Annotated in this window: 11 protein-coding genes; 3 read left to right on the forward strand and 8 right to left on the reverse strand. The window is 74.2% G+C overall.

Going from position 1 to position 19,093, the window contains the following annotated elements; all coding sequences use genetic code 11:
• Window positions 1-85 precede the first annotated feature (85 nt).
• Window positions 86-1,021, reverse strand: coding sequence for an SDR family NAD(P)-dependent oxidoreductase (locus tag WMF31_RS02580; RefSeq protein ID WP_436600412.1), 936 nt, complete (start codon window positions 1,019-1,021; stop codon window positions 86-88).
• 113 nt (window positions 1,022-1,134) lie between these two features.
• Here WMF31_RS02580 and WMF31_RS02585 point away from each other — a divergent pair, with 113 nt between their 5' ends.
• Window positions 1,135-1,713 carry a TetR/AcrR family transcriptional regulator gene (locus tag WMF31_RS02585; protein WP_436600413.1) on the forward strand — a complete coding sequence of 193 codons (579 nt, stop codon included), beginning with the start codon at window positions 1,135-1,137 and terminating at the stop codon, window positions 1,711-1,713.
• Between the two features lie 265 nt (window positions 1,714-1,978).
• Here WMF31_RS02585 and WMF31_RS02590 read toward each other — a convergent pair whose 3' ends face one another.
• Window positions 1,979-3,040 (reverse strand): hypothetical protein, encoded by a 1,062-nt coding sequence (locus WMF31_RS02590; RefSeq protein WP_436600414.1) that lies wholly within the window; start codon window positions 3,038-3,040, stop codon window positions 1,979-1,981.
• Between the two features lie 141 nt (window positions 3,041-3,181).
• Between WMF31_RS02590 and WMF31_RS02595 the strand changes: the two genes are divergently transcribed.
• Complete coding sequence (locus tag WMF31_RS02595) at window positions 3,182-3,340, forward strand: hypothetical protein (RefSeq protein ID WP_436600415.1); 159 nt, start codon at window positions 3,182-3,184, stop codon at window positions 3,338-3,340.
• Between the two features lie 100 nt (window positions 3,341-3,440).
• Here the strand turns inward: WMF31_RS02595 and gdhA are convergent, their stop codons facing one another.
• From gdhA to WMF31_RS02625, 6 genes are all read right to left on the reverse strand, one after another.
• The gene (gene gdhA, locus WMF31_RS02600; RefSeq protein ID WP_436600416.1) at window positions 3,441-4,790 is read right to left on the reverse strand and encodes an NADP-specific glutamate dehydrogenase; all 1,350 of its coding nucleotides are present in this window, start codon (window positions 4,788-4,790) and stop codon (window positions 3,441-3,443) included.
• A 397-nt stretch (window positions 4,791-5,187) separates the two neighbouring features.
• Entirely contained in the window at window positions 5,188-5,724 is a 537-nt protein-coding gene (locus WMF31_RS02605; RefSeq protein WP_436600417.1) for a hypothetical protein, read from the reverse strand.
• 423 nt (window positions 5,725-6,147) lie between these two features.
• Window positions 6,148-6,768: a hypothetical protein gene (locus tag WMF31_RS02610; protein ID WP_436600418.1), complete on the reverse strand. Its 621-nt coding sequence runs from the start codon at window positions 6,766-6,768 to the stop codon at window positions 6,148-6,150.
• A complete protein-coding gene (locus WMF31_RS02615; RefSeq protein ID WP_436600419.1) occupies window positions 6,768-9,593 on the reverse strand; it encodes a hypothetical protein in 2,826 nt (941 codons plus the stop codon). Before WMF31_RS02615 ends, WMF31_RS02610 begins: the two co-directional genes overlap by 1 nt.
• A complete protein-coding gene (locus tag WMF31_RS02620) occupies window positions 9,590-13,093 on the reverse strand; it encodes a protein kinase domain-containing protein (protein WP_436600420.1) in 3,504 nt (1,167 codons plus the stop codon). Before WMF31_RS02620 ends, WMF31_RS02615 begins: the two co-directional genes overlap by 4 nt.
• A 239-nt stretch (window positions 13,094-13,332) precedes the next feature.
• Window positions 13,333-16,863 carry an AAA-like domain-containing protein gene (locus WMF31_RS02625; RefSeq protein ID WP_436600421.1) on the reverse strand — a complete coding sequence of 1,177 codons (3,531 nt, stop codon included), beginning with the start codon at window positions 16,861-16,863 and terminating at the stop codon, window positions 13,333-13,335.
• A gap of 755 nt (window positions 16,864-17,618) precedes the next feature.
• Between WMF31_RS02625 and WMF31_RS02630 the strand changes: the two genes are divergently transcribed.
• Window positions 17,619-18,698: an ABC transporter ATP-binding protein gene (locus WMF31_RS02630; protein WP_436600422.1), complete on the forward strand. Its 1,080-nt coding sequence runs from the start codon at window positions 17,619-17,621 to the stop codon at window positions 18,696-18,698.
• Window positions 18,699-19,093 lie beyond the last annotated feature (395 nt).

Consider the following 19,093-nt stretch of genomic DNA (forward strand, 5'->3'; position numbering starts at 1 on the left):
TGGAGCCCAGGGCCCCGGCGTGTCGACGGTGGCAGCTGCCCCAGCACCGAGACCCGCGCCAGCGCGCCCCTCATCGCCTGAACGCTCACGCCGCAGCGCGGCCGCGCGCGTCGGGCAGCGACAGACCGAGGAGCTCGAGGGTCTCGTCGACCACGGCGCGGCCGACCTGCGGCTCGCGCACGGCGGCCCACATCCGCCGCGACGGTCGGCGGTCGGGCCCGTACACCTCGCCGCTGTGCGCGGCGGCCTCGTCGCCGGTCAGGATCCAGGCGGCCGTCGCCGCCGAGCGGGCCGGCGTGCTCGCGTCCGGCAGCAGCGGGACCAGCCAGCGCAGCACCGTCGACCACAGCACGCGCGCGGGCAAGGGGGCCTCGCGCGCGAGACCGGTGCCCGGCATCATCCCGGGGTCCAGCGTGTAGAAGCGCGTGCGATCCGGGGAGATCCTGCGCGCGAGCTCGATCGCCGCGACCGTGTTCATGAACTTGCTGGTCGCGTAACGATCGCGCCCGCGCTGGACCTCGCTGCCCTCGCCCTCGCCGCGCGCGAGCGCGGCGACGCTGGTGAACCGCGCGCCGCGGAAGCCGAGCCGCTTCGGCACGCGGTTTTCTGGGTCGATCGTGCCGCTGCCGACGAACAGCACGCGCCCGCCGTCGAGCCACGGCAGGAGCCCGACGGTCAGCGCGAACGCGGCGAGGTGGTTGACCGCGATCGTCTCCTCCCAGCCATCCGCGGTGCGGCGCGTCGCGCCGGGCTGCAGCCCGGCGTTGTTGACGAGACCCGCGATCGGCCCGCGCCAGCCCGCGACGAACGCCCGCACCGCCGCGAGCGAGCCCAGGTCGAGCTCCACGATCTCCACCCGCGGCCCGAGCCCGAGCGCAGCCGCCCGCGCCGGGTCGCGTACGGCGGCGACGACCCGCGCCCCGTCCCGCCGCGCGAGCGCCCGCGCGATCTCGAGGCCGAGCCCCCGCGTCGCGCCGGTCACGATGAACGTTTCCCGTGCTTCCCTGCGATCCTGTACCATGCTCGAAGAATGTGAAGAAACCTTCAGGTTCGCCATTCGCATTGCCGATGGGCCGCCTGGCCCGGCAAGTTCAGCAACGAAAACGGCCAGTTCAGGAGCGGTCGCAGGCGACGGTGGAGGCGGTGCTCGAGGCGACATTTCAGGTCCTGCGCAAGCACGGCCCGGGCGCGCTGACGACGACGCGGGTCGCCGAGGTCGCCGGCGTGTCGGTCGGCTCGCTCTACCAGTACTTCCCGAACAAGCGCTCGCTGGTGACCGCGCTCCACCTGCGATACTTCGAGCGCGTCACCGGGCGGCTGCTCGCGGCGATCCAGGGCGCGCACGGGCTGCCGCTCGCGGACGCGATCCGCCGGACGATCGGCGAGCTGCTCTCGGCCAAGCGCGACAACCGGGAGCTCGCGCTCGCGCTCAAGGCCTCGATGGCGGAGATCGGCGGCCCCTCGTCCCTCCGCGAGGCCACGAAGCTGGTCACCGGCTCGCTCGAGGCGCTGCTGCGCGCCGCCGACCCGGCGCTCGATCGCCCGGCGGTCGCGGCCCGCGTGCTGGCCTCCGCGCTCGAGGGCGTCGTCGCGACGGCCCTCGAGGACGACGCCGCGGCCCTGTTCGACCCGACCTTCGAGGACGAGCTCGTCGCCCTCGCCCTCGGCTACCTCGCCGCGCGCCCGGGAACCCGGCGCGCGGGCGCCACGTGACCCGGAGCTGTGGGTACGGCTCCTCCGCGCTGCCGGACGGCTCGCGCGAGGTGCTGGTGCGGCTCCCCCGGATCTGGGCAGGGTTCGGCGCGATGCCGCTCCTGGGGGTTCGGCGCGATGCCGCTCCTGATCGAGCGGATCCAGCGCGCCGCGGGCGCCGGGGAGGAGACCGGGCGCGCGCTCCTCTCCTCCTCTCCGCGACCGGGGCGCGCCTCGGTCGCGTCGCCATGTCCGGGCCGTCGCGCGCCCGTTCTCGTGTCGGAGCTCACGGGGCCTCGCAGAATCCGAGGCTCGATGGCTTGCAAATACCGCCCTCGCAGCGGGTCGGGAAGGGGCACTCCGGATCTGCGGAGCAAGGTTCGCCGATCTCGCGCTCTTCGAAGCAGAACCGCTCGTCGCAGGAGCTCCCGAACTTCGGGCACTCGCAGTGCAGCCCCTCCGCGCAGGCGTGGTCGCTCGGGCAGGGGGCGCCGAGCGGCAAGAGCGGGACACAGGTGCGCGCGTCGGCCTCACGGTCGCAGAAGGCCCCTGCAACGCACGCTGCGGAGCCACACGGCTCGCCGAGCTCCGCTCGCGGCTGGCAGGTAGAGCTGCAGTAGTGGCTCGCGCTGCAGACGGGGATGGTCGGGCCTTCCTGGGGCAGGCCGCAGTCTGCGCCCTCCTCGACCTCGGCGAACGGCAGGCAGATGTTTCTCAAGCACCCATTGCCCGGGCCATACTTGACCTGGCAGACCTCGTCGCCATCGCACTCGTCGGGCACTTCTCCTTCCCGAGAGGCCTCGAGGACCAGGTAGCAAGGCCAGAACCAATCGACGATCTCGAGGGCCGGGAACGTGCACTGGTGCGAGAGGGAGCGCGCGATGTCGATACAGCGCTCCGCCATGGCTTCGTTGATCGAGAAGTCGAACTCGCTCAGGTCCACCTCGCCGAGGCCCGCGACCCCCAGCATCCGGTAGGCGAAGATCTCGCCGCCCATCTGCACGCAATCGGTCCGCGGCTCGAACCCGAAGTGGTCGCAGCAGCTCCGAGCTCGCTCGCAGATCGCCGCGCCGAGCTCGGTCGCGATCTCGAGCACGCGGGCTCCGATCTCGGGCGGTAGATCGAGCTCGATCTGGTAGTCCCCGGAGGCGCCCGCTGCACCCGTGTCATCCGGCGCGGGGGCGTCGCCGCCGCAGCCGTGGGCCACGGCGGCGAGCGGCAACATCGCGGCCACGAGCGCGACGAGCGGGCGCGCGGCGAGCGCGCGTACAGGGCGGGTCGAGCAACGCTCCAGGCGCTCGGGCTCGCAGACTCCGGAGGTCGACGCCACCCCAGGGGAACGACGCAAGACTGGATGATCGCACGGCGAGCTCTCGAGAACTCGAGGCGCGCTCGCAGCATCGGCGCGCACCGGTGACGGCTTCATGTGTGATGTGGACCACAGTGGTCCGGGCATGTCAAGGATGAGGCACTCAGGAGACTCCAGGCGGTGCTCAACATCGACGCGGTCGAGGCCACGAAGCTGCTCTGGGAGACCTCCCGCCCCTGCGCGATCTGGTTCGCGCTCGCGGCGATCGGCGTGGCATTGCTGGTGGGGATGCTGATCGTCACGCAGCGATCGAAGCGGTGGAAGGACCTCGACGTGTGAGGCGTTCGTCCGCCGCCTCCCGTCCTCGCCTCCCATCCTCGGCCGACCGGCCTCGGCCGGCCTCCTCGCGCGCGAGCTCGTTCCCCCCCGCGGCCGGCCGTCAGACCACGCCGAGCGCGATCATCGCGCGCGCGACCCGCAGGAACCCCGCGACGTTCGCGCCCACCACGTAGTTGCCGGGCACGCCGAGCTCCTCCGCCGTCTCGTGACACGTGCGGTGGATGTTCGTCATGATCTCGGCGAGCCGCTCCTCGGTGTGCTCGAACGTCCACGAGTCGCGGCTCGCGTTCTGCTGCATCTCGAGCGCCGAGGTCGCCACGCCGCCCGCGTTCGCGGCCTTGCCGGGGCCGAACGCCACGCCGGCCTCGAGGAAGACGCGCACGCCCTCGGGCGTGGTGGGCATGTTCGCGCCCTCGGCGACGGTGCGACAGCCGTTCTTCACGAGCGTCGTCGCGTCGCGCCCGTTCAGCTCGTTCTGCGTCGCGCAGGGGATGGCGATCTGGCACGGCACCTCCCAGACGTTGCCGCCCTCCACGAAGCGCGAGCGCCGGCCGCGCCGCGTCGCATACTCGCTGATGCGCGCGCGCTCGACCTCCTTCACCTGCTTGAGCAGCGCGAGATCGATGCCGTCGGGGTCGTGCACGTAGCCGCTCGAGTCCGAGCACGCGATGACCTGGGCCCCGAGCTGCTCCAGCTTCTGGGTCGCGTAGATCGCGACGTTGCCCGAGCCCGACACCACGCACGTCTTGTCCGCGAGCTTCTCGCCGCGCACCCGCAGCATGTCGGCGACGAAGTAGACGGCGCCGTAGCCGGTCGCCTCCCGGCGCACCAGCGAGCCGCCCCACGCGAGGCCCTTGCCGGTGAGCACGCCCGACTCGTAGCGGTTGGTCAGGCGCTTGTACTGCCCGAACATGTAGCCGAGCTCGCGCTCGCCCACGCCGATGTCGCCCGCCGGCACGTCGGTGTACTCGCCGAGGTGGCGGTGGAGCTCGGTCATGAAGCTCTGGCAGAAGCGCATGATCTCGCCCTCGGACTTCCCTTTGGGGTCGAAGTCCGCGCCGCCCTTGCCGCCGCCGATCGGCATCCCGGTGAGCGCGTTCTTGAAGACCTGCTCGAAGCCGAGGAACTTGATGGTCCCGAGGTAGACCGTCGGGTGGAAGCGGATGCCGCCCTTGTAGGGGCCGAGCGCGCTGTTCACCTGCACGCGGAAGCCACGGTTGAGCTGCACCTCGCCGCGGTCGTCGACCCACGGCACGCGGAAGATCACCTGGCGCTCGGGCTCGCAGATGCGCTCGATGATCTTGTGCCGCATCAGCTCGGGGTGCTTCGAGAGCACCGGGCCGAGGGACTCGAGGACCTCACGGACCGCCTGGTGGAACTCCGACTCGCCGGGGTTGCGGCGAACGATCTGATCGAAGAGCGGCTCTACTTTTTCGTCCAAATGCACCATGTCGCGTCGGGTATACACCGGCGCGGCGCGCGGGGAAGTCGTCGTCGACATCGTGCCGAAACGTTCTGGATACACTTCCCGCGCGTCGGGGGAGCATCGGCGTTAAATTGTCGATATGGTGTAATTTCCCGGGCCGAAGGCGCATCGCGTCAGAGATCTTCTATCGTCTGGGGTGGCATGGGCGATCCGTCCTTGACATGTTCTGAATGTTCTGCTTTTCTCGATTTTTTGCTCCTGTCGGAAAATTGAAGATGGCCGGCGCCGCCCTCCAATCGCCATCCCCGGGGAGCCCGGACATGTCGTTCGAGAGAGCAAGCGCATCAGCGCTACAGCGGCCAGGGGCTGAGCCCGTCGCGCCGCGTGGGGAGGGGAGGGGAGGGGAGGGGAGGAGGTCGCCTCAGGGATCGTTGCGAACGCAGAGCATCTCGGGGGCGCTCCCGATCGCGCCCGCCCAGTTGCAGGAGAGCGAGCCGTCGGGTGCCAGGCCAACCCAGCTGTAGATGAACCCGACCGGGTCGACCCGCTTGCACGATGCGCCGTCGCCGCAGTCATCGTCCGTCTCGCAGAACGGACGGCGGCAACAGCCTTCGTCACGCTCGGAGTTGGCGGCTCCGCACCTGAACATGTCCCGCATGTCCTCCGGACTGCACGTCGAGATCGGCGCCGGCGTCAGGACCGGCGGCGCAGTCTGCTGGGAGCCACCGCAGCGCGTGGCGCACGGGGCGGGCGGCCGGGGCCACTCGGGCGACAGGTCGTCGGGATGCGGTTCGTGGCCGCAGAGCTGCCACTCGCTCGAAGCAGGACGAACAACGGCGTTGTGCGCCATCCAGAACTCCTTGCCGTCGGACACGCGGCGAAGGCAGGTGTACGTGACCAGCTTGTAGATCTCGGGCCCCGTACAGACCGGGATCGCAAGCGGGCTGTCCGTGTCCACGCAGCCGGATGCTGCATCGCTGGGAACTGCCGCCCTCTGGAGCATCATGGCGCCAGACGGGCAGCCCTCCGGCGAACCGCCGCCGCCCCCTGCGCCCGCGTCGCTGCCACCGCCGCCGCCCGAGGCGGAGCTGGAGCCGGCGGGATTCGCAGGCTCCGGCTCGCCAGAGCAGGCGACCAGCGCGAGCGCGAGGAGGAGTGCGTTCGTGCGGGGCGTCACGGACAGGCCTGCCGCTGCGAGGTGATGTAGCTCGCGAGCCATGGCGTCATCCCGTGATGGCCGTCTGGATGGGTGTCGAAGTCCTCCGTGCCCATGCTCCCGGCGCAGGTGCAAAGTGGGTACCTCCTGACTCGATAGCTCGTTGATTCGCCCGGCGGGATGTCCTCCGGGGCAGCGGAGCCCCCGCCCGCCGCGCTACTCCGCCTACTCGCACGCCTCACCGAGGATATACCCGTGCTTGCAGATGCACCGGCACTCGATCTCGAGCCCGGGCTCGCCGCACGCCGGCCGCACCCGCCTCGTCTCCTTGGCCATCCGGCCGTCCCTGTCCCGCACCTGGACCACGATCTCGTAGTCCTCATCGTAGATGTCTCGCCCCGACCAGTTGTTCGGGCAGACTCCCACGTTCGCGAACGTCGAGATGTCGACATCGACGCTCGCCCCCCACCCGTCGCCGGTCGGATCCAGGTTGATCGTCCGCGACTCGGACATCACCCGCCCCGACACGGTGTCGCGCAGCGACCCGGAGAGCTGCACGCCGCAGGCGCTCAGGTTCGTCGCCCGGGCACCCAGGAACACCACCCGCCCGCCCTGCGGCGGCATGAGGATATCGAGCGCGTCGCCGTCGTCCACCGGGCGCGCCGCGCCGTCCGCGCCGAGCGCGATGACCTCGATCCGGAGGTCCTCGCCCTCCTCGCCCAGAAACCCGAGCTTGCAGGGATCCTCGGGGGGAGGGGGCGTCTCCCGATCGTCGCCGCACGCCGCCCCCGCGAACAGCAGCGCGAGGAGCGCCACGAGCGGAGGAGACGCAGCGGCCCGGTCCATCACCGGTCCCGCCCCTCCGGCGCCGGAGGGGTGTACCCGTCGTCCTCCGGCTCCTCCCGCGGGATCGGCGCGCGAGGCGGGCGCCGCGACCCGCCGTACGAGCCCGAGCTGATCGGCGGGGCCGCGCGCGACTCCGGCGCCCCGCGCTGCGAGGACGGCGCCCCACGGCGCGACTCCGGCGCCCCGCGCTGCGAGGACGGCGCCCCACGGCGCGACTCCGGCGCCTCGCGCTGCGAGGGCGGCGCCCCACGGCGCGACTCCGGCGCCCCGCGCTGCGAGGGCGGCGCCCCGCCGCGCCACGTGCCGTGCTCGGTCTCCGCCACGTAAGGCGTTGCGCCAGGCGCCGTGCTCCACTCGCGGTGAGCCGCCAGCGGAAGCGGCGTCTGCTCGGCGAGGTAGGCCGCGAGCAGCCGGTCGCGCTCCCGCTCCTCCGTCTCCGTGCTCGGCGGCGGAGGATCCAGCGTCGGCAGCTCATCGGCCCAGGTCAGGTCCGCTTCCTCCAGGCCCGGGCCGTGCGAAAGGCCGGCGAGCGCCTGCTGCGCGTTGCGCTCGGTGGGAATTGGCTCCGGGACATAGGAAGGGCTCCGCGACGTCGGCGGCGAGTGCGGCGGCGGAGGATCGATCGTCGGCAGCTCGTCGTTCCAGTCGCTCTCCTCCGGCTCGGCCCGGGAATCCAGCCGGCGCGACGGCGGGCCCAGCCGATAATCCCCGGCCCGCCGCGACAGCGCAGGGCCGGACGGCGGGCCGATCGTCGGGAGCTGGCCCACGCCCTGGTCCGGCGCCGACGCGTCGCCCCGGCGCTCGCTCCGCCGCGACGGAGGCGGCGCGGGATACCTGCTGGACGCGAGCGCCCCGAACGGCCGCGAGTCGCGCGGCAGCCGGGGCGGCGGCGGGACCGCGGGCGCCTGCGCCGCGGCCGCGGAGGGAGGGGGCTGCGTCGAGATGAGGTTCTCGTTGCGCCCCCGCTCTGCCCGCGCCGGGCGCTCCGCCGACACGGGCGGCCTGGGGGGCGCGCCGTGCGAGGACGGCGCGGCGCGGGCAACGCCCACGAGCGGCTTGCCGAGCCACGCCGCGTCCTTGCGCGACGGGGACGAGCGCGCGCTCTCCTCGGCCGGGCGGAGCGCGCGCGACGCGAGCGTGTTGCCCGGCTCGGTCGCGGGGACCTCGTCCTCGGACAGGAGCGGCGGCGCGGCGGCGCGCGCGTCCATGTCCGCGGCGGCGCGCGCGTCCATGCCCGCGGCGGCGCGCGCGTCCATGCCCGCGGCGGCGGCGCGCGCGTCCACGCCCGCGGCGGACCTCGCGGCGCCGAAGCCGAAGGCGGCGCGGATCGCCCGCTCGTGGTGCGGCTCCACCTGCGCCGGCCGCATGATGAAGCACGGCTCCGCGCCCGGCGCCCTCAGCGAGAGATCGACGTCGACCGGCGCGGCGAGCCGCTGGCCCTGCTCGTCGAAGAGGAGGCGCACCGGCGGCTGCGCGAAATGCGCGGGCGAGCTCGGCGTCGCGAGCACGACGCCGAGCTCGCCCGTGCTGAGCTGCACGAACGTCCCCGTCGGGATGATGCCGAGCGCGCCGACGAGCAGCCGGCCGATCGCCCGGTCGGTCGCGCTCTCCGCGCCCGTGGTCATGCGCTGGAGCACGCCGTCGAGCGACGCGCCGCCCGGCGCGCCGTCGAGGACCGGGAACGACGCCGACCGGAGCTCCGTGAACTGCCGGGCCACCGCGAGGATGCGCGCCAGCACCGTGGGGCTGCGCCGGCCGCCGTAGAGCGGGCCCCGCGGGCCGCCGGGCCGCAGCGCGAGCGCCTCGTAGGCGATCACGGTGCGCGTGATCGACGGCGCGTGCAGCTTGCCGAGCGCCGTCAGCATCACGGCCGCGCTGGCCGGCAGCCGCTCCTTCTCGTCCTCGCTGAGGCCGCGCTCGAGGAACGGGCCCGCCGCCGGCTCCCCGCCGCCGGCCGCCGCGCCGGCGACGGCGCCCGTGAGCCGCAGCCGGCTCACGTCGTAGAGGAGCGCGGCGGTGACGAGGCCGCCGAGCATCCGCCGGTCGGTCGTGAGCTGGCGGGCGATGCCCAGCGCGACGATCGCGGTGGACACGCTGAGCCCCGCCTCGTCCGGATCCGCGACCTTGCCCGCGGCGATCGAGAGCAGGAGGCGCGCGTCCTCCTCGGCCGCGGCCACGAGCTTCTGCGCGACGCGCTTCACCCGCTGCGGCAGCGCCGCCTCCCCGGCGCGCAGGCCCGCGTAGAACCCGCGCATCACCAGGAGCGCCGCCGCGTAGGTGCGGCTGATGCGGCCGGTGCGCGTGCCGTCGCCCTCGATGGAGCCGCCGGGGAAGGGGTTCGTGAGCTTGCGGACCCGGACGCCGCGCAGGCTCGACTGCGCGAGGCGGGCGGCGCTGCTGCGGTCGCGCTGCGCGTCGGCGAGGAGGCGGGCGAACGCCGCGAGCTCGGCGCGCCGGACCGCCTTGTCGAGCACGACCTCCGAGACGTCGCAGGTCTCGAAGAAGCTGCCGAGCTCCAGCGCCACCTCGTACGTCTCGCGCGAGGCGCGGAGCATCTGGCCGTTGATGAACAGGGTGTTGCCCGCGAACACCAGGGTCGCGGCCTCGGTCCCCGAGAGCTCGCAGAACTGGACGATGCTGTCGATCGCCGACGGGACGAGCGACAGCACCGCCTGGTTCGAGTCGCTGTGCAGGAGGCACGCCTTCGCGAGCCGGTAGAGCATCTGGACCAGGCCGAGCGCCGCGCGCCGCCGCCCGTCCGCCTTCACGCCCGAGATCGCCGTGCCGCCGGTGCTCTCGGTGAGGTTGGCCTTCTCCTCGCTCACGGCTTCCTCCCGCCCCGGGGCGCCGGGGAGGGCGCCGGCTTCGTCGACGGCACCGCGCCCGCGGGCGCAGGCTCGATGAGCGGACGGACGGGCGGGTTCATCGGGTATGGCGCGGGGCCTTGCCGGGCGCTGTGCGGCACGCCGGAGGGCGGGGCAGGGGACAGCGGCGGGGAGGCCGGGCGCCCGCCCGGCGGCGCCATCGGCGGCGGCGCGGCGGTCGGGCTGGACGACGAGGCCGCGGAGGGCGGCGGCGGCATGCGCCGGCTGAACGGCACCGAGGTGGGCGGCACCGAGCCGGCGGCGGGCGGGCCGGACAGGGGGGAGCCGAGCCCCGGGGGCCTGAAGGCGCTCCGCCCGGCGTCGTCGCCCTGCGACCCCGCGGGGCCCGGGCGCGGGGTGCTCCACGGCTCGAGCGGCTCCAGCCCGAGCGGGACACCCGGGTTCGAGCGCCGGGCCGAGGCGGGTACGCGCGAGCGCGCCGCGCGCGAGGTCGGCCCGCCCGGATCGGCCGGCTGCAGCGACGACGGCGACGCGTGCGACAGCGGCCGGTCGCTCTGGCGCGTCGGCGCGACGAGGCGCGCGGCGATCGTGACCGCGGCGCGGGCGGCCGCGTCGCGGACCGGCGGCGTGTTCCACCAGCGCGGTTTGGTCGCCTCCTTCACCGCGCGGAGCGCCTCGTAGCTCCGCGCCTGGCAGAGGAAGTGCGCGGCCATCTCGCGGGTCTGCTCGATCGCCTCCGACGGGATGAGCTGGCGCTTCTCGAGCAGCTCGATCGCGAGCTTCTCGGCCCGCGCGGGGTTGAGCTGCGCGACGGTCTCGAGCCACTGCCGGCGCTCGGTCCCGGGCAGGTCGTGGAACGAGGTCGAGAGGATCCGCCGCACGAGCGTCGGGCCCGCGGCGAGGACGCCGAGCTTGCCGATCATGCGCAGGGCCTCGCGGCGCACCGGCGGCGCGGGGTCGTCGAGCAGCTTCTGCAGCTCCTCCCGGACGCGCTCGGCGGTGGCGCCCGTGCCCGGCGCGCCGTCGGGCCCCGTGGCGTCCGGGATCTCGGCGAGCGCGCTGATGCGCACCTCGACGTGCGGGCTCGCGAAGCCGGCCTCCAGCGCGGCGAACGCCTCGGGCGTCCTGAGCTGCCCGAGCAGCTGGACGAGCGTCAGGGCGAGGGGGACCTGGGCGCGCGCGAGGAGGTGCGCGAGCTCCGCCTCCCGGCCGGGCGCCCACCGCCGCATGTACGCGAGCAGGATCTCGCGCAGGCGCTCGGACTGCACCGCGCCGTGGCACTGGCAGGCGGCGCTGAAGAGCGAGCCGTCCTCGAGCGCCTCGAGCGCGTGGGCCAGCCCGTCGACGATGGCGGGATCGAGCGGCGCGACGCTCCGCCCCGCGCCGCCGTGCGCGCCGGGGCCCGCGGCCGCGCCGCCCGGCGCGGCGCCGGCGGCGGCCGCCGCGCCCGCGCCGCCGTGCGCGCCGGGGCCCGCGGCGGCCGCGCCGGGGCCCGCGGCGGCCGCCTCCTCGGGGTGAGCCGTCGCGAGGTCGTCGAGGATCGCCTTCAGCGCCTCGACCGGGAACATCGCCTGCGCGAGCGTCCGGTCGACCTCGCGCCGCGAGAGCCGCGGCGCGCCCTCGCCGCCCCGCCCCGCCGCGGCGCGCTGGACCTCGTCGAGCCGCCCGGCGAACGCGCGCCGGAGCATCGCCTGCACCTCGAACGCGAGCTCGTAGCTGTGCAGGACGATCTGGTCCGAGGTCCACGCGGTGAGCGCCGAGGTCAGGAGGTCGAGGTCGCCGTGCCGGGCGGCGTCCACGTAGCCGTCGACGAACGCGTCCATGTAGCGCTCGCTCCACTGCTCCGCGGGCAGCGCGACCTGGGCGCTGAGCGTGCTCCGGGTCAAAGGGTCGATGGCGAGCGCCGAGGCGGCCGCGCCCGCGTCCGCGAGCGCGGCCTCGACGTTCCTCTGGAGCGCCCTGCCCGCGAGCGAGCTCTCGTCCCAGAGGCTCTCGATCTGCGCGAGGGCGCGCGCGCCGACCGCGATCTCGCGGCACTGCTCCTCGAACTCCTCCTGTTCCATGTCGCCGTCGGCGAACTGGTCGATCGCCATGTAGGCGATGTGCTCGAAGCGGCGATCCCAGAGCGCCGTCACCGCGTCGTCGTCCTCGCCGAGGCCGAACCGCTGGTCGCGGAGCAGGATGGCGGCGAAATCGCGGAGCTCGGCCTCGGTGACGCCGGCCTTGACCTGGATCTTCCGGATGCCGTCGGCGAAGAGCTGGTAGGGGATGCGGTCGAAGGGCGGCCGATCGGGCTGCCAGATCGGCTGGCCGCCGGCGGTGAACGCGTTCGGGGTGACCTCCCAGCGGACGCCGAGCGGGTTGTGCGACAGCGTGCGCGTGATCTCGTCGAACGCGAAGTGGATGCCCTTGTTCACGTGGGGGTGGTTCCACCCGTACTGGCGGATGTTGCCGAGCGCGAGCGCGAGCAGCTTCCAGATGGCGACCAGCCGCTGGCACGTCTGCTCGACGAGGGCCAGGGGCTGGGGCTCGCTCTCCTCGTCGATCGCGTCGTTGCCGCGGACCAGGACGCGCGGCGCCTTCCGCTCGCGCGAGGGCGTGAGCTGGCCGGAGGCGTGCGCGGCGATCAGCCGGCGGAGCTCGCCGCGCATCGCCGCGGCGCTCTGGAAGCGGCTGCCGCGCTCGAAGGCGAGCGCCTTGTCGACGAACGCCACGATCTCGACCGGCAGGTCGGGCGCCTCCGTCGCGATCGACGGCGCGGTCTGCGTGGCCGCGAGGAAGTACGACTCCGACTCGCTCCGGCCGCGGTTGAGCCGCTTGCCCGACAGGAGCGTGAAGAGGCTCGCGCCGACCGACCAGAGATCCGACCGGCCGTCGATGCCGGAGACGCCCATGGCCTGCTCGGGCGACATGAACGCCGGGGTGCCGAACGTGATGCCCGCGCGCGTCGCCTGCCGCTCGGGGTCGCGCATCCGGGCGATGCCGAAATCGAGGACCTTCACGTGCCCGGCGCTCGTCACGAAGATGTTCGCCGGCTTGATGTCGCGGTGGACGATGCCGATCGAGTGGCACCTCTCGAGCAGATCGAGCACGACGTCGAAGACGGGCAGCACCTGGTCGAGGGGGAGGGTGCCGCCGGCGCCGCTCGCGAGCCGCTGGAGGGTGGTGCCGGTGAGCAGCTCCATGACGAGGAACGGCTCGCCGCGGTCGCTGAGGTCGTCCTCGAGCACGGCGACGCGCGCCGGGTGGTCGACCTTGTTCGCGATCTTGCCCTCGCGCAGGAAGCGGTCGCGCAGCTCGGCGTTGCGCGCGAACTCGATGTGGAGGACCTTGACCGCGGCGCGCGAGCCCTTGCGGTGGGTCGCGGCGAACACCGCGCCCATCCCGCCCACGCCCAGCAGATCATCGAGCCGCCACTTGGCGTTCAGGGGCGTCCCGATCCGCGCCGCGGCGGCATCTACGAGGTTCGGCTCCTCGGCGTGCAGATCGAGCGGGGCCATGGACCGGGCGGCGGATCGATGCCGCAACGTGCGCGGCAGAATGCGAGTAAGCCAAGACGAGCATACATGGTTCCCGCGGAAGCGCGAACCCGACAAGGTCGTCCGCCCTCTTGGCACGGTGATGCGCGCGCCGCGCCTTCAGAGAGCCGCGGCGAGCGGCCAGCGGCCGAGATCGGGCGGCGCTGGTGGTGGTCGCACGAAAAGAGCGATGAAGGGCGATAGGGGGCGATGTCGGTGCCTCAGCGCACGCTGGGCAGCGGCGCCGCGCCGGCGTCCTGCTCGGGGGCAGCCGCCCACGCGGGGCAGGTGCTGCGGTAGCTCACGCCGGGCATGAGCAGCGCCCACTCGACGCGGGAGAAGTTGCGCCCGGCGTAGGCGCACGCGCGCGCCATCAGCGGGTCCGCCGTGATCGAAAAAATGCGCGCCGCGCCGTCGCTCGCCGCGGCGATGACGCGGGTGGCGTCGGGGCTGAACACGGCGTCCGTCAGCATGACGTCCTCGGCGCGGAGGGTGATCGGCTCGCCCTGCCCGTCGACGGGGAGCACCGCCGCGCTGCCTTCGCTCGACACGGCCACGACGCGGGCGCTGTCGCTGCTGAACGCCAGGGCGCGGACCGAGGCGCCGGGGCAGGGCAGGACGAACGGCTCGCCCTGGCCGTCGGCGCGGAGCAGCCGCACCCCGTCGTCGGGCGCCGCGATCGCGATGCGCTGGCCGTCCGGGCTCACCGCGAGGGCGGTGAGCGCGCGGTCCACGTACCCCGACGGGATCACCCGCGGGGCGCCGCGGCCGTCCGCGGGCCACACCTTCACGTCGGGCCCCGAGGTCGCCACGATGTGCTGGCCGTCCGGGCTGAACGCCGCCCGCAGGAGCCCCGCCCGCGCGTCGCGCAGCACGACGGGCTCGCCGCGGCCGCCGTCCTCGAACACGCGGAGGATGCCGTTCCACGAGGTCGTGACGATGCGGGCGCCATCCGGGCTGAACGCGACGCCCACCACCCGGTCGTCGTGGTCGCCGAGCACGCGCGGCTGGCCCTTGCCGTCGGCGCGCCACACCCGCGCCGTCCTGTCGGCCGAGCCGGTGACCAGGCGGTCGCCGTCGGGGCTGAAGTCGACGCTGAGCAGGTGATCCTCGTGCCCTCGCAGCACGACGGGCTCGCCCGCGCCGTCGGCGCGGAAGACGCGCGCCGTGGCGTCGGTGCCGGTCGTGGCGATCTTGCCCCCGTCCGGGCTGACGGCGACGCTGGTCAGCGGCCCGTCGTGGCCCCGGAGGAGCAGCGGCTCGCCCGGCCCGTCGAGGCGCCATACCCGCGCGGTCCCGTCCTCGGACGCGGTGACGACGCTGCCGCCGTCGCGGCTGAAGGCGGCGCTGTTCACGGGCCCCTCGTGGCCGCGGAGCACCGTGGGGGTCCCCTTGCCGTCGGCGCGGTGGATGCGGGCGGTCCCGTCCGCCGAGGCGGTGACGACCCGGGCGCCGTCGGCGCTGAACGCCGCGCTGCGCACGGCCCCCTCGTGGCCGCGGAGCACGATCGGCGCGCGCCCGCCCCCGCCGAGCACGCGCGCCGTCCCGTCGCCCGCCGCGACGACGATGCGGTCGTCGAGCGGGGCGTGGTCCGCGCGCTCGACGCCCTGCCCCGCCGCGCCCAGCGCCGCCGGGGGGCCCTGCCCGTCGGCGCGGACGACGTGGACCGCGCCGCCGACCGTCGTGGCGAGGATCCGGCTTCCGTCGTGGTTGAACACGGCGCGCCGGACGGGCCGCGCGGCGACGGCGAGGACGAGCGGCGGCTCGTCGTCCATGTCGAGGCGCCACACGCGCGCGGTCCCGTCCGACATCCCCGCGACGAGGCGGCGGCCCTCCGGGTCGAACGCCACGCTGGCCAGCGCCGCGTCGTGCGCGCGGAGCGCGCGGTCCTCCCGGCCGTCCGCGTGCCACAGGCGCACCGTGCCGTCGAGCGACGCGGTCGCGAGCCGGCTCCCGTCGGGGCTGAAGGAGACGGCGACCACCCCGAGCGCGTGGCCGCGCAGCGCGATCGGCGCCCCGCCGCCGTCGAGGGGCCAGCGCTGCGCCGTGCCGTCGGCGGACGCGGTGACCACGGAGCGGCCGTCGGGGCTGAAGGCGGCGTCCAGGACCGCGCCGCCGTGGCCGACGAGCACCTCCTGGCCGACGGCCGGCCCCCACACCACGTCGCCGAGGGCCTGCACCACGGTCGGGCCCGCGGGCCTGCCGCTCGCCCTGGCGGCGAGGCCGGCCTCCACGGCGAGCAGGCGCGCCCGCTGCAGGAGGCCCTCGGACAGCTCCTTCGCGGCCTGGGCCGCGAGCCGCCGGGCGTCCTGCTCGCGCGCCTCCTGCTGCGCCCGGATCCGCGCCTGCTCCTCCTGCCCCATCTGCCAGAGGAGCACGAGGAGCAGCGACCCGAGCAGGGTGACGGCGACGGCGAGCACGGTGAGCAGCCGCCGCATCGACCGCCGCTGGGCGTCGGCCCGCGCGCAGGCGGAGAGGAACGCCTGCTCCTCCCCCGAGAGGTCCCCGCGCCCGTCGGCCCACGCCGTGAGCTCGGCGAGCGCGGCGCCGCCCACGAGGAAGTCGTCGCGCCGCCCGCTCGAGAGCCAGCGCACGAGCGGCGCCGTGATCGCCCGCTCGGCCTCGCGCGACCGGACCCACGCCCGGTCGAAGACGCGCGCGACGACGCGGTTGCGCACGGCGAGGTACGGCGCGCCCCCTCCGCCCGCACGGACGGCCGAGAGCCCGGCGAGGCCCAGCGCGACCTGGACCGGATCCCCGCCGTCGGCGCCGACGCGCTCGCCGTCGAGCAGCCGCCGGTACAGCGCGAGGAGCTTCGCCGCCTGCGCGCGGCGGGCCCCCGGGGCGTCGAGGCACCGCGCCGCGTGGCGCAGGGCCGGGTCCGTGGTCCGGCCCTGCGCGAGGAAGCGCCGCGCCACGGCCTCGTCCACGCCGAGGCCGCGCCGCGCGCCGGCGAGATCCGCGCAGAGCTGCTGGGTCATGGTGGGGTGCCCCGAGGTCCACGCGAAGATCGCGCCGAGCGCGGCGTCGGGATCGGCCACGGCCCCGGCGAGGCCCGCCCGGAACCCCTCCACCTCGGCGCGGGTGAAGTCCTCGAGCCGGATCGCGCGGCCGATGCTGAACGGCGCGCGCATCGGATCCGCGGCGAGCTCCCACGGCGCCGCTGCCCCGAGCAGGCAGAAGGTCAGCCGGGCGTTCGCCGGGCGCTCGGCGCGGCGGTTCACGCAGGCCCGGATGGCCGCGAAGAAATCGTCTCGCGAGAACGGAAGAGACAGGGTGGCCTCGATGTCGTCGAGAAAAAGGACGATCGCGGACGAGATCTCCTCGAGCACGACGTCTTCGAGCCAGCGTGACCAGCAGTGCACGGGCCCGAGGTGCCAGTGCGCGTCCCAGAACTCGCCGGGCGGCTCCAGCCCGAGCTGCTCGGCGATCTCCGAGGCGATCCCGAGGTACCAGCCCACCGGCGTGACGCCGTCGGTGCCGAGCGCCCCGAGCTCCACGCTCGCGCACGCCACCTGCTCGGCGCGGAGCCGCCTTGAGACCCGGAGTCGCAAGCTGGATTTCCCTGTCTGCCGGGCCGACAGCACATGGCAGAGCTCTCCGCGGAACAGCGCATTGAAGAGCTCGCCATCCGCGGATCGCTCGATGTAGAGGGCGCCGTCCCCGAGCGTTCCGCCCGCCTGGAACCCGCACGTGGGATCTCCGGCGCTGGCCTGCTCCTGCTCGAGGTCGGGAGGCGCCGAGAAGGTCACGAGTTGACGGTGCCATGTTGCGGCGAGACCGTCAATGCGGCGGGAATCCCACGTCAACAAGCGTCCGTGGTGGAACCGCGATGGATCCATGGTGGAGAGCGCGCGATACGCCGGGGCGGCGATCTCACGAGTCTGTCGCGCGCCCGCAGGCTGGCGTGAGCGCGCCTGTCGGGCCGCTGGCGCGGCATTTTCGGCGGAGGCGAGCGCGGCTCGGCGCCGATGCGGCCGCCGCGATCCGCGGCGCGGAGGCGCATGCGTCGATTGGAAGTGCGCCCCGGAACCCACGCGCCGAATCGAGAAATCGTGGACCTCGCGACGCTGGGTGGTGTAGCGTTCCCGCCGTGCGAGGGGCGTCGAGGGCGAGGGAGCATCGCGTCGCGGGCGCGCGGGTGGCCATGCCACTGCTGGGCTCGGTCTTGCGCTCTGCGGCTCGGCAGGGGCCTGTCGTGGATACGGCCTCTCCCGATACGGCGGACGCGGTCGGCCGGCCGGGCCGGGGGCGCCGCGCTCCATGGGCCCTCCGGGGGCGGCGAGGCGGGGCTGGCGCGTGGGGCCGCGCTCGTCCGCGTGCCATCGCCCGAGAAAGAGGCATAGTTTGCAGGCGCGGACGGCGCCGTCGCGGTCGGGCGGCCGCGCCGTGAGCGGCGCCTCGTTCTTCCCCGAGGACCCGATCGCCCCGGGTCCTTGATTCACCCCTCCAGCATGTCCCGGTAACCTCAAGCGTCCCGGCATCCATTTCCTCGAAAGTCTCTCCCATGGCTTCTGTCAAAGTGCGCGGACTCAACAAGCGATTCGGCCAGACCCACGTGCTGCGGGGCGTCTCCGTCGACGTGCCCGACGGCTCGTTCGCCGTCCTCGTCGGCCCGAGCGGCTGCGGCAAATCGACGCTGCTCAGGCTGCTGGCCGGCCTGGAGGAGGCCGACGAGGGCTCGATCGCGCTCGGCGACCGCGACGTCACGCACCTGGAGCCGCGGGATCGCGACATCGCGATGGTCTTCCAGTCGTACGCGCTGTATCCGCACCTCACGGTGCGCGAGAACCTCGCCTTCGGCCTGAAGCTGCGGAAGACGCCGCCGGCCGAGATCGAGGCGCGCGTGAAGGAGGCGTCGGAGATGCTCGGGCTCGGCCCGCTGCTCGACCGCTACCCCCGGGCGCTGTCGGGCGGCCAGCGGCAGCGCGTGGCCATGGGCCGGGCGATCGTGCGGCGGGCGCAGCTCTTCCTCTTCGACGAGCCGCTCTCGAACCTCGACGCCGCGCTGCGCGCCCAGGTGCGGGTCGACATCCGGAAGCTGCACGACCGGCTCGGGGCGACCAGCGTCTACGTCACCCACGATCAGGTCGAGGCGATGACGCTCGCGGACGAGATCTTCGTGCTGAACAAGGGGGTGGTGGAGCAGTCGGGCCCGCCGCTGGAGGTCTTTGCCCGGCCGCGCACCCAGTTCGTGGCGAGCTTCCTCGGCAGCCCGGCCATGAACTTCCTCGAGGCGCGCATGGAGGACCGGGGCGGGCGGTGGGTCGCGGCCCACGGGGATCTCGCGGTCGAGATCGACGCGGCCGAGTTCCCGGGGGCGCTCGCGCCCGGCCGGCGGGTCACGGTCGGCGTGCGGCCGCACGAGGTGGAGGTCGCCCCGGGCCAGGGGGGGGCGTCGTTCCAGGTGGCCATCGTCGAGGCGCTCGGGGCCGAGTCGTACGCCCACGGCACCGTGGCGGGCGCGCCGTTCGTGGCGCGGCTGGAGCCGGCGGCGCCGGTGGCGAAGGGCGACACCGTGAGGGTGGCGCTCCGGCAGGTGCACCTGTTCGACGCGGAGTCCGGGGTGAGCCTGCGGGCGGCGTGAGGCGCGGACTCCTTGGCTACTGGCGCTGCCGAGAAGACGAGAGAGGGGACCGCGAGGGGCGCAAGGGAAAGAGCGTGAATGGGCGGAGGCCCGTCACTCGTGCTCGGCGTGCCCGAGGGACCTGTCTTCAGCCTTAGAGCGCCTCTCAAAACCTCCCGTCGCCAGGCGGCCGAGGGCGGGCGCATCGCGTCGTTGCTCCTCGTCGCTCTACTTCAGTAGGGCTCCTCGTCGCGCCTAGCGCTGCACCCACCCTCGGCCGCCTGGCTCGGTCCGGTTTCGTTCGGCGCTCTTGGCCATCGTCGAGGAGGGCGGCCAGAGCGGCAATGACACCTCCAGGAGAGCGCATGGGATGTGCTCTCGAGATCTTGCGCCCCTCGCGGTTGGCTCTCCCCTGC

The sequence above is a fragment of the Sorangium sp. So ce1036 genome (assembly GCF_051369805.1).
Lineage (GTDB): Bacteria > Myxococcota_A > Polyangia > Polyangiales > Polyangiaceae > Sorangium > Sorangium cellulosum_F.

Excerpts from the sequence above, each read along its gene's own strand:
- WMF31_RS02580 (WP_436600412.1), bottom strand. The coding sequence starts at position 1,021 with ATGGTACAGGATCGCAGGGAAGCACGGGAAACGTTCATCGTGACCGGC.
- WMF31_RS02630 (WP_436600422.1), top strand. The coding sequence starts at position 17,619 with ATGGCTTCTGTCAAAGTGCGCGGACTCAACAAGCGATTCGGCCAGACC.
- gdhA (WP_436600416.1), bottom strand. The coding sequence starts at position 4,790 with ATGGTGCATTTGGACGAAAAAGTAGAGCCGCTCTTCGATCAGATCGTT.
- WMF31_RS02610 (WP_436600418.1), bottom strand. The coding sequence starts at position 6,768 with ATGGACCGGGCCGCTGCGTCTCCTCCGCTCGTGGCGCTCCTCGCGCTG.
- WMF31_RS02620 (WP_436600420.1), bottom strand. The coding sequence starts at position 13,093 with ATGGCCCCGCTCGATCTGCACGCCGAGGAGCCGAACCTCGTAGATGCC.